Consider the following 14,371-nt stretch of genomic DNA (forward strand, 5'->3'; position numbering starts at 1 on the left):
CTCAGCGGATCCGGCGCAGTCCGATCCCGCCGAGCGCCAGGAAGATCAGGGCGGTGACGCACACGCCCGGCCAGCCGTGGAGGCCGTAGGTGAGGCTGCCCGCGGCCGAGCCGATCGCGCCGGCCAGGAACGTCGAGAGCATGAAGATGGTGTTCAGGCGCCCACCGGCGGCGGGGTCGACCGACAGCGCCGCGTTCTGGTTGGCGGCTTGGCCGACCTGCAGGCCGATCGGCACGGCCGCGATGCCGATGAGCAGGGCGGTCAGCGAATTCGTGCCGAGGATCAGCACGAGGGCGGCGAAGGCGAGCACGGTCAGTCCGAGCGCGCCGACCAGCCGCGGACCGCGACGGTCGACCATCTTCCCGGCCACGGGCGCCAAAGCGGCGCTGAGCAGTCCGAGCAGGCCGACGAGTCCCGCTTCGGCGACGGTGAAGCCGTGCGGTGGTGCGGTGAGCACCAGGGCGAGAGTGGTCCAGACGGCGTTGAACGCGGCGAAGCTTCCCGCCTGGCGCAGGCAGGCTCGGCGCAGCCCCGGCTCGCGGCGCAGGTAGCCGGGCAGGGAGCGCAGCAGCGCCCAGTAGCTCACCGAGTTCCGCTCGCCGTCGCTGGGCAGCACGCGGACCGTCCACAGGCCCACGACCAGCGTGAGCACCGCTGCCGCGGCGAAGACCCAGCGCCAGCCGAGCAGTCCGGCAAGCTGGCCAGACACGACCCGGGCGCCCATGATCCCGGTGATCAACCCGGCCTGCACCCAGGACATGGCGGTGCCGCGCTGCGCCGGGTCGGCCAGTTGCACGACCAGCGGGATGAGGATCTGCGGCACGACGGTGGTGACCGCGGCCAGTCCGGTCAGGGCTGCGAGCACCGGCAACGACGGTGCGAGGGAACTTCCCACGAGCAGGAGCGCGGTGAGGACGCTGAGCGCGCCGACCATCGTGCGCCGGTCCCTGCTGTCGCCGAGGGGGATGACGAACAGCAGGCCTGCGGAGTAGCCGAGCATCCCGGCGGTCACCACGATGCCCGCGGTCTGCGGCGAGGTGCCGAAGGTGTCGGCGACGGGGCCGATGATCGGCTGCGCGAGGTAGATGTTGGCGACGGTGACACCGGCGCACAGCGCGGCGGCGAACAGCAGTGCACGGCTCAGGCGGCCGGTGTCGGGGGCGACGGCGGTCATCCACTCTCCGCAGGCAAAACGATGTAACCAACTGGTTGGTTACAGTTTCTCCACGGCCGGAACTCGTGTCAACTGACTGGTTGGTCACAGCGGTACAGTGCGGCTGTGTCCCGCAACGCCGAAGCCACCAAGGCCCGGATCTTCCAGGCCGCGACGACCGAGTTCGCCGAACACGGCATCGCCGGCGCCCGCGTCGACCGCATCGCCAAGCAAGCCCAGGCCAACAAGCAGCTGATCTACGCCTACTTCGGCAACAAGGACGCCCTGTTCACCGCCGTCCTGGAAGCGGCCATGGCCGAACTCGCGGCAGAGGTGCCCATCGACGGCGAAGACCTCCCCGGCTACGTCGAACGGCTCGCCGCCTACCACTCGGCCAACCCGCACGTCCTGCGGCTGCTGATGTGGGAATCGCTGGAACGCGGCGACAGCGGCGTCGCCGCCGAATCCGAACGCGCCGAGCACTACCGCGACAAGGTCGACGCGGTCCGCCGGGCCCAGGACAACGGCAAGGTCACCGGAGCGATCGAACCGGGCATGCTCGTCCTGCTGGCCCTCGGCACGATCAGCTGGCCCCTGGCCGTTCCCCAGCTGCGCCGCCTGATCCTTGGCGAGACCAAGGTCGAAGACCTGCGCTCCGCTTCTCGCGAAGCCGTCCGCCGCCTCACCGACCCCGCCTGAACCGATCGGCGCAGGGGAACCTTTCGCGCACTCCGGTGACAGAAGGGTTCCCATCCTCACAACGCCCCATCGCCTGCACGCCGGTCCGCTTTCGATGCGGCAGGGTGGAGGCATGAGTGAAACCATGCGTGCCATCACCCAGGACGTGTACGGCGGTCCGGAGGTGCTGCGCGAGGCACAACTGGACAAGCCCGAGCCGGGACCGAGCGAGGTTCTGATCCGCGTGCGCGCCGCCGGGGTCAACCCCACCGACTGGAAGCACCGCGCAGGCCAGGGATTCCTCGGTGAGCCTCCGCGCATCCTCGGCTGGGACGTCTCCGGCGTCGTCGAGGCCATCGGAACCGGCGTGACCCTGCACAAACCGGGCGACGAGGTCTTCGGCATGCTGCCCTACCCGTTCGGGCTCGGTTCTCACGCCGAGTACGCGACCGGCCCGGCACGGGCCTTCGTCCCCAAGCCCGCCGAGGTGGACCACGTGCAGGCGGGAGCCATTCCGCTCGCCGCGCTGACCGCGTGGCAGGCGCTGAACGACACCGCCGATCTGCAGGCAGGCCAGCGAATCCTGATCCACGCGGCCGCAGGCGGTGTCGGGCACCTAGCCGTGCAGATCGCCAAGGCCAAGGGAGCTCACGTCATCGCCACCGCGAGCAAGAGCAAGCACGAGTTCCTGACCGGGCTGGGCGTCGACGAGCTCATCGACTACACCTCGGCCGACTTCGCCGAGGTCGTCAGCGATGTCGACGTCGTCCTCGACCCGATCGCCGCCGACTACCGCAGCCGCTCGCTGCGCGTGCTGCGCAAGGGCGGAATCCTCGTCTCGATCCTGCCGTACGACCGGGACGAACTCGTCGCGGAAGCCGATGAGCTGGGCGTGCGCGCCGAACTGATGCTCGTCGAAGCCGACCAGGCCGGAATGCAGGCCGTTCGCGAGCTGGTCGAGGCGGGCAAGCTGCGCGCCGAGATCGCCGGGACGTTCCCGCTGGCCGATGCGGCCAAGGCCCACGCCCAAGGCGAGACCGGGCGCACCCAGGGCAAGCTCGTGCTGACCATCGACTGAAGCAGCGCGCGGCGCAGCAGCAGGGGAACCTCTCTGCCACTTCGGGTGGCAGGAAGGTTCCCCTGCTCCTAGTTCACGGACAGGCGCTGGCGGGTTTCGGTGACCCGCGGAGACCACGGCGCCAGTTCCTCCGCGCGTGCCAAGGCCGTTCGGGCCGACGCGTTGTCGTGGAGGGCCATGTGCGCGCGGGCGAGGGTCGCGAAGTCGTCGGCGCGCGAGAGCGGTGAGTGGTTGTAGTCCGCGCCGCTGGTCGCCAACCGGACGGCGTTGTCGGCGTCGCCCTCGATCAGGGCCAGCAGCCCGTTGGTGCCGTTGAGCTCGAACTCGGGATAGCCCAGCTGCACCGCGTCCTGAAGGGCCTTCTTCGCCGTCGGGAGCAAGCTGTCGGCCGGCATCTGCCCGGACTCGACCGCCTTGAACCCCAGTCCCGCCAGGCCCGCCAGCAGGTACGCCATCTTGCGCGGCGGAACGTCGTTGTCGGACAGGAACTTCAACAGCAGCAGCACTCCCGGCGCGTAGAGCCCGCGTGATTCCAGCACCGCGATCTGGCACGACACCGTCGCGTTGATGCCGGGAAAGCGCTCCGCGAGTTCGTCGGCGTGGGCCTGCGCCGCGTCGAGGTCGCCGACGCGCAGCGCCTCGTAGGCGCGCGCCGCCAACGGGGCGGCGAGGAAGTCGGAGCGTTCCGGCTCGCCCATCCGGGGAAGTGAGAACAGCAGCCAGCCGGTCGAAGTCGTCAGGGGCACGCGCTTGGGCCACAGCTTGACGAGCATGAACGCGCTCATCGCCAGCGCGAGACCGCGCCCGAACGCCCCCGGCACCCACAGCCACGCCGCAACCACCGCAGCCGAGCCGACCAGCGCCGAAACCAGACCGGCCAGCCAGCAGCGCAGGATCACCGGCGAACGCCACGGCCCGATCTGCGCCCGCAACGTCACCGGCAAGGCGCGGAACGTGAAGGTCACGCTGCCGCGCTTGAAGGACGCGACCTCCCGCATCGCACCGAACACGACCTGCCGAACGCGCAGCCCGAAGATCACCGACCCGAGCAGCAGCCCGACCTGCGTCGCCACCGGCAGCAGGATCGCTCCCGCCACGCCACCGGACCAACCGGCCACGACACCCGCGAAACCGGTGCGGAGGACCAGTTCGACCGCTGCTAGGACAACCGCGCCCACCACGGTGACCAGCACCCATGGGCGGAACAAGAGGCTCTGCGTTCGCACAAGGCCCGGAGCCTACGGGACCAGCACCCGCCGAGGAGGCGCTTTGCCCGCCTTCGCCGCCGTGCGGGGTGGTGACGTGAGCAAGGGAACCTTCCTGCCACGTGCCGGGCAGGCGATGACAGGAAGGTTCCCTTGCTCAGATCAGGCGACGGAGGCGGTGGTGGGAAGGCCCGCTTCCTTCCACGCCCGGAATCCGCCTGCCAGATCGGTGGCCTTGGTGAGGCCGAGCTCCTGGGCTTGGGCGGCGGCGAGGCTGGAGGCGTAGCCCTCGTTGCAGACGAGGACGATCGGGCGTTCCGGGTGCAGACCGTCGAGGCGGTGGCTGCCGGCCGGGTCGAGACGCCATTCCAGGACGATTCGTTCCACGGTGAGAGCACCGGGGATCTCGCCGTGGGTGAGGCGGTCGGATTCCGGCCGGATGTCGATGATCAGGCCACCGGTGCGCTGGAGGTCGAAAGCCTCCTGCGGGTTGACCCTGGCGAGTTTCTCCCGGGATTCGGCCAGCAGGTGTTCGATCCCGTAGGGGCCGTGGCCGATCAGTTCTTCGCGGGGCTCGGGGATGTGCGGCATTACGCGACCTCGCTTCGTTGCGGAGGGACAGCGGGGATCTCGGCCAGGTCGGCGTAGTAGCGCACCGGCAGCAGCGGCGGCGAGTAGGCGTGCACGCTGGCGGAGTTGACCGAGCTGACGTTGGTGACCTGGTGCGCGCGCCCGGCGCCGAACCCGATGCCGTCACCGAGGTCGTGGTGCTGGGTGCGGACCGGGCCGTCCGCGTAGCGGTAGTCCTCGCGCAGCCCTCCGAACAGGACTGAGAACGATCCCGAGGCGCCGCCGTGGTCGTGGGCCGGTGTGCCCTGGCCGGGTGCCCAGGACAGCAGCCAGAGTTCGACGCCCGCGGTCAGGCCGAGCTTGGCCCACCACCGCTGCTGCTCGTCGATGCGCACGATGTTCATCAGCTGCGTGGTCAGCTCGCTGGTCACCAGGCCGGTGAGCTCGCGGAGCTCGCGCGGGGTCCAGTTGAGGTGGTCGGGTCGGATCAGGTCCCGCAGCAGCGGCAGGTCGAAAGCGGGATGCACTTCGGCTTCGCCGAGCGCGGGCACGGGTGCGGTCGGGGTGTATTCGGATTGCGGGGACGTCGGCCGTTCCGGCTGCGTGATGCTCATGGGGTGTCTCCAGGTGTCTTGCGGTGTGCACCGGCACGACACGCGCACCCCTGCTGCGAGAGGTGCTGGGGTGGCTGGATGATTCGTCGTGCCGCGATGAAGTCGCGTGAAGCGGGAGGTCTCTCGGACCGCTTTCAGCGACAGGCGGAGGCGACGACCCGGAACAGGTCGATCACGCGATCGCGGGTGAGCAACGAATCGGACACGCCACAGATCGTGGCACCGGATCGTCGCCGGTGCCAGTGGTTGCGCCGGGTTCCCGGTATGTGGACCGGAGCGCGGCGTGGCGACGTTCACCGAACGCGCGGGAGTGGCATCCCGCCCGCAGGGGGTGCGACGACGGCGGGAACAATGGGCTCAGAGGGGACCGGCCGGAGCCTGTGGCGGTCCCGGACGGAGACGAACGCCGAGTGCGCGCCCGGGGCGCCGCCGCGGTCAGTCACGGCTGGGAGGTAGACGTGGACGACCTGGTCATCCAGATGGATGGCGTCGGTGTCCGGCGAGGCAAGACGACGCTGTTGGCCGACGTGAACTGGTCTGTGGAGCTCGACGAGCGCTGGGTCGTGCTGGGCCCCAACGGCGCGGGCAAGACCACGCTGCTGAAGATGGCCAGCACGGAGATGCACCCGAGCACCGGCACCGTCGACGTCCTCGGCGAGCGGCTCGGCAAGACCAACGTTTTCGACATCCGCCCGTTGATCGGGCTGTGCTCGGGTGCGCTGGTCAACCGCGTCCCCGGCGAGGAGTTAGTCCGCGACGTCGTGGTCAGCGCTGGGTATTCGGTGTTCGGCCGCTGGCGCGAGGAGTACGACGCGCTGGACACCGATCGCGCCGTTGAGCTGCTCGAACTGCTCGGTGTCGCGCACCTCGCCGACCGCGAGTTCGGCACGCTGTCCGAGGGCGAGCGCAAGCGGGTCATGATCTCCCGCGCGCTGATGACCGATCCCGAGCTGCTGCTGTTCGACGAGCCCGCAGCAGGGCTCGACCTCGGTGGCCGCGAGGACCTCGTCGCCCGCCTGTCGACCCTCGCCATGGACCCGGACGCACCCGCATCGGTGCTGGTCACGCACCACGTCGAAGAGATTCCGCCGGGCTTCACCCACTGCCTGCTGCTGCGCGACGGCGGCATCGTCGCCCAGGGGCTGCTCGACGACGTGCTCACCGAGGACAACCTCTCGAAGACCTTCGACCAGAACCTCGAACTGCAGCGAGCGGGTGACCGGTACTTCGCCCGTCGCCGGGCCTGAACCGCGCCCAGGCGCCGGAGGTGCCGTTCCGCATCGCCTCGTGAGGTCTTCGGCGATGTTGAGATCGGTGACACAGCAGATGTGGCGCGGGGCGCGATAGCCTCGCCTGCGTCACGAGCGGTGGTTCGACGAGGAGGTTGCTGCGTGGGCGAGTTCGTCAGGCTTGAGGTCGAAGGCGCGATCGGCACGATCCGGCTGGATCGACCGAAGATGAACGCGCTGAACAGGCAGATCGAGACCGAGCTGCGGGAAGTGGCGATCGAGGCCGCTGAGCGCGACGACATCCGCGCGGTGATCGTCTACGGCGGTGAGAAGGTCTTCGCGGCCGGCGCGGACATCAAGGAGATGGCCGACATGTCCTACGCGGACATGGCCGCCAAGGAGCAGCGCGGACTGTCGGATGCGATGAGCCAGGTCGCGGCCATCCCGAAGCCCACGGTCGCGGCGCTGACCGGTTACGCCCTCGGTGGCGGTTTCGAGCTGGCGCTGTCGTGCGACCGCCGAGTCGCGGCGGACGACATCAAGGTCGGGCAGCCGGAGATCCTGCTCGGCGTCATCCCCGGTGCCGGTGGCACGCAGCGGCTGGCGCGGCTGATCGGCCCGAGCAAGGCCAAGGACATCATCTACAGCGGCCGGTTCGTCGAGGCCGACGAGGCGCTCGCGCTGGGCATGGTCGACGAGATCGTGCCGTCCGCTGACGTCTACGCGACGGCGAAGCGCTGGGCGGAGCAGTTCACCGGTGGCGCGGCGCGGGCCCTGGCGGCGGCGAAGGCCGCGATCGACGGTGGCCTGGACGTCGACCTGGACAACGGTCTGAAGCTCGAAACTCACCTGTTCGCGGGGACGTTCGCGACCGAGGACCAGAAGATCGGCATGAAGTCGTTCATCGAGAACGGCCCCGGCAAGGCGAAGTTCACCGGGCGCTGACCCGGCACTCATCAGCGGAAGCAGTCGTGACGAGCACACCCCGCCTCTCGGTTCCCGGTTCGTGCCGGCCGTTCGCGGTCGGCACGTTCTAGGGGGCGAGGGTGGGGTACTCGTTCGACGTCGAGGACGTCCTGTTCCTGCGCTCGACCGCGGGCCGTGAGGCCGTTGCTGAGCTCTCCGGCCTGCCGCTGACCGGCACATCGCGGCTGACCGACGTCTCCGCGGCACGTCGGCAGGTCGGTGACCGGTTCGCCGCCGCTGCGCTGGAAACCGCGGTGTTGCGGCGCAAAGCCGAGTCCAAGCTGGATGACAGCGGTGGCTGGCTGTTCACCGATTCCGCGTTGCAGCAGGCCACCGCGAGCGTCGTCGCCCGGCACCGCGCGCAGCGCCTGGCGGGTCGCGACGTGCACGACGTGACCTGTTCGATCGGTGCCGACCTGACCGCCGTGGCCGCTGTCGCCAACCGCAGCGTGGGCTCCGACCTGGACCGGGTCCGGCTGCTCATGGCTCAGCACAACCTGGCCGCCGCCGGTCGCGAGGCGCTGCTGGTGGAGGCCGACGCGCTGCACCCCGTCACCCGGGACGCCGTCGTGGTCGCCGATCCCGCGCGCCGGGACGAAGGCGGTAGGCGCCGCTGGAACCCCGCCGACCTGGTGCCGCCGCTGGACGAGCTCATGGCCGTTCACACCGGGCGCGACCTGGTCGTCAAGTGCGCCCCCGGCCTGGACTTCGCTGCGATCCCCGACGAGGTCGAAGCCGAGGTGGTGTCGCTGGGCGGGCAGGTCCGGGAGGCCGCGTTGTGGTTCGGTTCGCTGGCCGATCCGACGGCGCGGCGCCGCGCCACCGTGCTGCGGACCGATGGCGGTGCCTGGAGCATCACCGATGCCGAGCCCGACGACTGCCCGGCCGAGGACGTGCGCGAGTGGATCGTCGATCCGGATGGGGCCGTGGTGCGCGCGGGGCTGGTGCGCCACTACGCCGCGCGTCACGGACTCGTCCAGCTCGACCCGCGCATCGCTTACCTCACCGGCGATGTGCCGCCGCCCGGCGTTCGGGCCTTCCGGGTGCTCGAACACGGCCGGTTCAACGAGAAGGCGTTGCGCACGCTGCTGCGCGGGCACGACGTCGGCCGGCTGGAGATCCTGGTGCGCGGTGTCGACGTGGACCCGGACGCGCTGCGGCGCCGGATCAAACCCAAGGGGACGCAGGAAGCCAGCGTCGTGATCACCAGGGTCGGGGACCAAGCGATGGCCTACCTGTGCCGGGCCGAGCGCACCTGAGCACCTCCGCCCACGTGACCGGCGTCACGGAATGGGGCGTCTGCTGTGAGCGCGGCGGAATTGGGAGGCAGTGCGGCAGGGGCCTTCTCTATGCTTGTGCGGAGTATGGGTACGTCGTCTGTGAAATCTCCGCTCGTTGATCTGCGGGAACGTTTGCCCGAGCTGATGCTGCAGGACCAGCGTCGGCTGCGTCGACGCATCGAGGGCGCCCGCAAGATCCGCGACCCCGAGGCGTTGCGGTCGGTCACCGCGGAGATCACCGGTGATGTCGAGACCGCCGAGCTGCGGGTGCAGCGCCGCCGCGACGACACCCCTGAGATCACCTATCCGGACAGCCTCCCGGTCAGTCAGCGGCGGGACGATCTGCTCGCCGCCATCCGGGACAACCAGGTCGTCATCGTCGCAGGTGAAACCGGGTCGGGTAAGACCACGCAGCTGCCCAAGATGTGCATGGAGCTCGGACGCGGCATCAAGGGCGTCATCGGCCACACCCAGCCGCGCAGGCTCGCGGCACGAACCGTGGCCGAGCGGGTCGCCGAGGAGCTGGGCACCGAGATCGGTGGTGCGATCGGCTACCAGGTGCGCTTCACCGAGCGCACAGGCGACGACACCCTGGTCAAGCTGATGACCGACGGCATCCTGCTCGCCGAGATCCAGCACGACCGGCTGCTGCGCCGGTACGACACGCTGATCATCGACGAGGCGCACGAACGCAGCCTCAACATCGACTTCATCCTCGGTTACCTCAAGCAGCTGCTGCCGCGCCGCCCCGACCTGAAGGTGATCATCACCTCGGCGACGATCGACCCGGAGCGCTTCTCCCGGCACTTCGACGACGCGCCCGTCGTGGAGGTCTCCGGCCGGACCTACCCGGTCGAGGTGCGCTACCGGCCGCTGCTGGAGGACTCCGACGACGAGGAAGACCCGTCGACGGACGTCCGGGACCAGCCGCAGGCCATCTGCGACGCGGTCCGCGAGCTGTGCGCCGAAGGCCCCGGTGACATCCTCGTGTTCCTCAGCGGTGAGCGGGAGATCCGCGATGCCGCCGACGCGCTGGCGCAGCTCGCGCTCCGCGACACCGAGGTGGTGCCGCTGTTCGCGCGGTTGAGCGCAGCCGAGCAGCACCGGGTGTTCCAACGCCACTCCGGGCGCAGGATCGTGCTGTCCACCAACGTCGCGGAGACGTCGCTGACCGTCCCCGGCATCAAGTACGTCATCGACCCGGGCACGGCCCGCATCTCCCGCTACAGCTTCCGCACGAAGGTGCAGCGGCTGCCGATCGAACCGATCTCGCAGGCCTCGGCGAACCAGCGGAAGGGCCGGTGCGGCCGGGTTTCCGAGGGCATCTGCATCCGGCTGTACTCGGAGGAGGACTTCGAGTCCCGGCCGGAGTTCACCGACCCGGAGATCCTGCGCACCCACCTGGCCTCGGTGATCCTGCAGATGACCTCCCTGGGGCTCGGTGAGATCGAGTCCTTCCCGTTCCTGGAACCGCCGGACCGCAGGCAGATCACCGACGGCGTCAACCTGCTGCACGAACTCGGCGCGCTGGAGAGCTCCAAGCCCGCCGACGAGCGCAGGCTCACGCGGATCGGCCGCAGCCTCGCCCAGCTGCCCATCGACCCGCGCCTGGCGCGGATGGTGCTGGAAGCCGAGCGCAACGGTTGCGTGCGCGAGGTGCTGGTGATCGTGGCGGCGCTGTCCATCCAGGACCCGCGCGAACGCCCGGCAGAACACCAGCAGGCCGCCGACCAGAAGCACGCGCGGTTCGTCGACAAGGAAGCCGAATCCGACTTCCTCTCCTACCTGCGCCTGTGGGAGCACCTGCGTTCCCAGCAGAAGGAGCTGTCCTCCAACCAGTTCCGCAAGCTCTGCCGCAACGACTTCCTCAACTACCTGCGCGTGCGCGAGTGGCAGGACCTGTTCGGTCAGCTGCGCCAGATGGTCAAGTCGATGGGGATGACGCTGGCGGATCAGCCCGCCGACGCCACCCGCGTCCACCAGTCGTTGCTGGCCGGTCTGCTCTCGCACGTCGGCCTCAAGGACGTCGAGAAGCGCAACGGTGCGCAGCGTTCCGGCCCGCCAGGGCGAGGCGGCAACGAGTACCAGGGAGCCCGCAACGCGCGGTTCGCGGTGTTCCCCGGTTCGTCGTTGTTCAAGAAGCCGCCGCGCTGGGTGATGGCCGCGGAGCTGGTCGAAACCTCCCGTTTGTGGGCGCGCATCGTCGCCCGCGTCGAGCCGGAGTGGATCGAGCAGCTGGCCGGGCACCTGGTCAAGCGCAACTACAGCGAACCGCACTGGGAGAAGGATCGAGCCGCCGTGGTCGCCACCGAGCGGGTCACGCTCTACGGCGTGCCGCTGGTGGTGGACCGCAAGGTCAACTACGGGCGCATCGACCCCGAGGTCAGTCGCGAGCTGTTCATCCGGCACGCGCTGGTCGAGGGGGATTGGGACACCCGGCACGAGTTCTTCCGCCAGAACCGGGCGCTGCTCGACGAGGTCGAGGGCCTCGAAGAGCGCGCTCGCCGTCGCGACATCCTGGTCGACGACGAGACGCTGTTCGAGTTCTACGACCAGCGCATCGGCGACGAGGTGGTTTCCGGCAGGCACTTCGACACGTGGTGGAAGAAGACCCGCCGAGATCAGCCCGACCTGCTGAACTTCGAGAAGTCCATGCTGATCAACGAGCGCTCGGCGCAGGTCAGCGACCAGGACTACCCGGACCAGTGGCTCTACGGGGAGCACCGGCTGAACCTGACCTACCAGTTCGAGCCGGGTGCCGACGCGGACGGCGTCACCGTGCACATCCCGCTGCAGGTGCTCAACCAGATCGACGCCGAGGGCTTCGACTGGCAGATCCCGGGCCTGCGGGAAGAACTGGTGACCACGCTGCTCAAGTCGCTGCCGAAGCAGCTCCGGCGCAACTTCGTGCCTGCCCCGGACTTCGCCAAGGCCGTGCTCTCCCGCGTGGGGCCCGACGACGGGCCGCTGCTGGAGACGTTGCAGCGCAGCCTTCGCCAGCTGACCGGTGTGGAGGTGCCGCGTGCGGACTGGGATCCGGAGCGGGTCCCCGAGCACCTGAAGATGACCTTCCGCGTGGTGGGCCGCCGCGGGCGCAAGCTCGCCGAGTCCAAGGACCTCGAATCGTTGAAGCTGCGGCTCAAACCCAAGGTGCGCGAGGAGATCTCGGCCGCGGCCGACGACATCGAGCAGGGCGGACTGCGTTCCTGGAGCTTCGGCGAGCTGCCGCGCACCTTCTCCCAGCAGCGTTCCGGGCACGCAGTGAGGGCCTACCCGGCGCTGGTGGACGAGGGCGAGAGCGTCGCGGTGCGGATGTTCGACACCGAGCAGGAGCAGCGGCGCGCGCTGTGGAACGGCACGCGCCGGTTGCTGCTGCTCAACGTGCCCTCGCCGGCCAAGTCCATCCAGCGCGGCATGAGCGCGACGAGCCGCCTGGTGCTGGGTGGGAGTCAGTACGGCGACCTGGGTTCGGTCCTCGACGACTGCGTGCGCTGCGCCGTGGACAAGCTGATGGCCGACAACGGCGGGCCCGTCTGGGACGGCGACGCCTTCACCTCGCTGGAGGCGAAGGTCCGCGCCGGGCTGGGCGAGTACACCGTGGCGGTGTTGGCGGAGGTGGAGCGGGTTCTGGTCGCGGCCCAGCGGGTCGAGACGGTGCTCGCCGATCGCCCCAAGGGCATGTCGACGGAGTCGCTGGGCGACATCCGCCAGCAGCTGGAAGGTCTGCTGCACCCGGGATTCGTCACCGCCACGGGCTTCGACCGGCTCCGCGACCTGGTCCGCTACCTGGGTGCGATCGAGCAGCGGCTGGACAAGGCTCAGCACCAGCCGCAGCGTGATCGGGAGTGGATGCACCAGGTGGACGAGGTCAGGCAGCGCTATGGGGACCTGCTGGCCGCTGTGCCGCAGGGGCGGTCGCCCAGCGATGCCCTGCTCGACGTGGGCTGGATGATCGAGGAGCTGCGCGTGAGCCTGTTCGCGCAGTCCTTGGGGACTCCGCGACCGGTTTCGGTCAAGCGCGTGCACCGCGCGATGGACAAGCTCCAGGACTGAGCGCCTGGCGTGGGCGCCGCTCGCGCGGCTGCGGTTCGCACTCATGATTCCCCCAGGAATGGTGCGGAATTCGTGCCCGCGTGCAGTTCTTTTCGGGCCGGACAACAACGAGTATCCGGTATCGAACACGCGTTCGCACCACTCAAAGGGGTGGAAGACGCAGGAAAAATCAGGAAGAACTGCGAAGTGCGTTCCCGTGAAAGGGATCCGCGGAAATGGTCGGCCGATGCGATCGCTCGGCGAGTCCGGTCCCCGAGCCGGACTTCGCGGCGGGCGAGAACCGCTCAGAAGCTGGCGGGAGAGACCGCGATGCCGAGCGCTCCCGGACCCGTGTGGGCTCCTATGATCGCGCTCGTCTCCTCCAGGGTGACCCGGCGGACCTGCGGCAGCTGCGAGCACAGCGCGTCGAGGACCTGCTTGGCGCGATCGGCGGCCTCGAAGTGCTCCACGCCCACGTCGACCGGCCCCTGGCCCGCCCGCTCCATGGCGGTCGCGACGGCCTTGCGCAGCGCCCGCTCCGGACCGATGGCCTTGTGCAGCTGGTCGATCACGCCGTCCTTCATGATCAGCACCGGTTTGATCGACAGCGCTTCGCCGACCCACGCCTGAGCCCGGCCGATCCGGCCGCTGCGCTGCAGGTACTCCAGGGTGTCGACGTAGAGCAGCTGCGTGGTGCTGCGAAGGCGGTGGTCCAGGACGTTCATCACGCCGTGCGGTGTGGCGCCCGCGGCGGCGGCCTCGGCGGCGGCGATCACCGGGAAGCCGAGGCTGAGTCCGGTCAGCCGCGCATCGACGACGTAGACCGGCACGCCGATCTCCGCCGCGGCGATTCGGGCGGACTGGCAGGTTTGGGACATTCCTTCGGAAATGTGGATCGAAATGATCGCCTCGACGCCGGAGGCCGCGGCGTCCGCGTAATTCCAGTAGAAGGCCGGCGGCGGGGGCGGGCTGGTCGCGACCGCGACCTTGTTCCGCATTGCCTCGGCCATCTGGGGATGCAGCACCCGGCGCTCGTCGTTCTGTTCATCACCGACGGTCAGCTCCAGCTGGACGATGGAGATTCCCAGCCGGTCGGCCACGTCGAGCGGAACGGAAGCCGTCGAATCGGTCACGATGGCGACGCGTCTTCTCATGGCCGCCAGGCTACTGATACGTAAGGTTCATTCACATACTTTCCGGATGACCCGTCCCCACTTCTGCTGCGGCGGATCATCTCCGCTGAGCGAAGGTGAGTACTGTCACGGGTGGGACCTGGTTGCACCCGGGCTACTGGCAAGTAACATCCTTGGTGGTTGGCATCACTGTGCTTTCCAGGTGAGGGCATGGCAAGGTCAACCTAACCCGGACGGAAGAAGCGCCGGGTCCACAAGCAGAGCCGCTGGAGGACCAGCGAGCGTCATTTGAGTCCGCAGGAGGTCGAAGAGGGCCCATGAACATCGTCGTCCTGGTTAAGCAGGTGCCCGACACGTATTCCGAACGGAAGCTGTCTGCTGCGGATCACACGTTGGACCGCGAGTCGGCGGATGCCGTGTTGGATGAGATCAA

Annotated in this window: 11 protein-coding genes and 1 pseudogene; 7 read left to right on the forward strand and 5 right to left on the reverse strand. The window is 69.2% G+C overall.

Annotated features, from left to right (window positions below; all coding sequences use genetic code 11):
- Position 1 precedes the first annotated feature (1 nt).
- Positions 2-1,174 (reverse strand): MFS transporter, encoded by a 1,173-nt coding sequence (locus tag AB0J78_RS28165; RefSeq protein WP_363794147.1) that lies wholly within the window; start codon positions 1,172-1,174, stop codon positions 2-4.
- A gap of 105 nt (positions 1,175-1,279) precedes the next feature.
- Here AB0J78_RS28165 and AB0J78_RS28170 point away from each other — a divergent pair, with 105 nt between their 5' ends.
- Positions 1,280-1,852, forward strand: coding sequence for a TetR family transcriptional regulator (locus AB0J78_RS28170; protein ID WP_363794149.1), 573 nt, complete (start codon positions 1,280-1,282; stop codon positions 1,850-1,852).
- A 112-nt stretch (positions 1,853-1,964) separates the two neighbouring features.
- Positions 1,965-2,909 carry an NADP-dependent oxidoreductase gene (locus AB0J78_RS28175; protein ID WP_363794151.1) on the forward strand — a complete coding sequence of 315 codons (945 nt, stop codon included), beginning with the start codon at positions 1,965-1,967 and terminating at the stop codon, positions 2,907-2,909.
- 68 nt (positions 2,910-2,977) lie between these two features.
- On the opposite strand, the gene AB0J78_RS28180 is transcribed toward AB0J78_RS28175, so the two are convergent.
- From AB0J78_RS28180 to AB0J78_RS28190, 3 genes are all read right to left on the reverse strand, one after another.
- Positions 2,978-4,117 carry a hypothetical protein gene (locus tag AB0J78_RS28180; protein ID WP_363794153.1) on the reverse strand — a complete coding sequence of 380 codons (1,140 nt, stop codon included), beginning with the start codon at positions 4,115-4,117 and terminating at the stop codon, positions 2,978-2,980.
- A gap of 159 nt (positions 4,118-4,276) precedes the next feature.
- Positions 4,277-4,705, reverse strand: coding sequence for a rhodanese-like domain-containing protein (locus AB0J78_RS28185; protein ID WP_363794155.1), 429 nt, complete (start codon positions 4,703-4,705; stop codon positions 4,277-4,279).
- Complete coding sequence (locus AB0J78_RS28190; protein WP_363794157.1) at positions 4,705-5,298, reverse strand: cysteine dioxygenase family protein; 594 nt, start codon at positions 5,296-5,298, stop codon at positions 4,705-4,707. The genes AB0J78_RS28185 and AB0J78_RS28190 overlap by 1 nt, the downstream gene beginning before the upstream one ends.
- 479 nt (positions 5,299-5,777) lie before the next feature.
- Between AB0J78_RS28190 and AB0J78_RS28195 the strand changes: the two genes are divergently transcribed.
- The 4 genes from AB0J78_RS28195 (at position 5,778) to hrpA (ending at position 12,826) form a co-directional block, all read left to right on the forward strand.
- Positions 5,778-6,545: an ABC transporter ATP-binding protein gene (locus AB0J78_RS28195; RefSeq protein ID WP_363794177.1), complete on the forward strand. Its 768-nt coding sequence runs from the start codon at positions 5,778-5,780 to the stop codon at positions 6,543-6,545.
- A gap of 144 nt (positions 6,546-6,689) precedes the next feature.
- Entirely contained in the window at positions 6,690-7,472 is a 783-nt protein-coding gene (locus AB0J78_RS28200) for an enoyl-CoA hydratase-related protein (RefSeq protein WP_363794159.1), read from the forward strand.
- A 101-nt stretch (positions 7,473-7,573) separates the two neighbouring features.
- Positions 7,574-8,752 (forward strand): class I SAM-dependent methyltransferase, encoded by a 1,179-nt coding sequence (locus AB0J78_RS28205; RefSeq protein ID WP_363794161.1) that lies wholly within the window; start codon positions 7,574-7,576, stop codon positions 8,750-8,752.
- A gap of 105 nt (positions 8,753-8,857) precedes the next feature.
- Entirely contained in the window at positions 8,858-12,826 is a 3,969-nt protein-coding gene (hrpA, locus tag AB0J78_RS28210) for an ATP-dependent RNA helicase HrpA (RefSeq protein WP_363794163.1), read from the forward strand.
- 284 nt (positions 12,827-13,110) lie between these two features.
- Here hrpA and AB0J78_RS28215 read toward each other — a convergent pair whose 3' ends face one another.
- Positions 13,111-13,959, reverse strand: a complete 849-nt coding sequence (locus AB0J78_RS28215; protein WP_363794165.1) for a DegV family protein — start codon at positions 13,957-13,959, stop codon at positions 13,111-13,113.
- 296 nt (positions 13,960-14,255) lie between these two features.
- Here AB0J78_RS28215 and AB0J78_RS28220 point away from each other — a divergent pair.
- A pseudogene (locus AB0J78_RS28220) lies at positions 14,256-14,371 on the forward strand (electron transfer flavoprotein subunit beta); the annotation flags it as partial.

Origin of the sequence: Saccharopolyspora sp. NPDC049426 (assembly GCF_040676935.1) — a bacterium.
Lineage (GTDB): Bacteria > Actinomycetota > Actinomycetes > Mycobacteriales > Pseudonocardiaceae > Saccharopolyspora.

Excerpts from the sequence above, each read along its gene's own strand:
- AB0J78_RS28165 (WP_363794147.1), bottom strand. The coding sequence starts at position 1,174 with ATGACCGCCGTCGCCCCCGACACCGGCCGCCTGAGCCGTGCACTGCTG.
- AB0J78_RS28175 (WP_363794151.1), top strand. The coding sequence starts at position 1,965 with ATGAGTGAAACCATGCGTGCCATCACCCAGGACGTGTACGGCGGTCCG.
- AB0J78_RS28185 (WP_363794155.1), bottom strand. The coding sequence starts at position 4,705 with ATGCCGCACATCCCCGAGCCCCGCGAAGAACTGATCGGCCACGGCCCC.
- AB0J78_RS28190 (WP_363794157.1), bottom strand. The coding sequence starts at position 5,298 with ATGAGCATCACGCAGCCGGAACGGCCGACGTCCCCGCAATCCGAATAC.
- AB0J78_RS28195 (WP_363794177.1), top strand. The coding sequence starts at position 5,778 with ATGGATGGCGTCGGTGTCCGGCGAGGCAAGACGACGCTGTTGGCCGAC.
- hrpA (WP_363794163.1), top strand. The coding sequence starts at position 8,858 with ATGGGTACGTCGTCTGTGAAATCTCCGCTCGTTGATCTGCGGGAACGT.
- AB0J78_RS28215 (WP_363794165.1), bottom strand. The coding sequence starts at position 13,959 with ATGAGAAGACGCGTCGCCATCGTGACCGATTCGACGGCTTCCGTTCCG.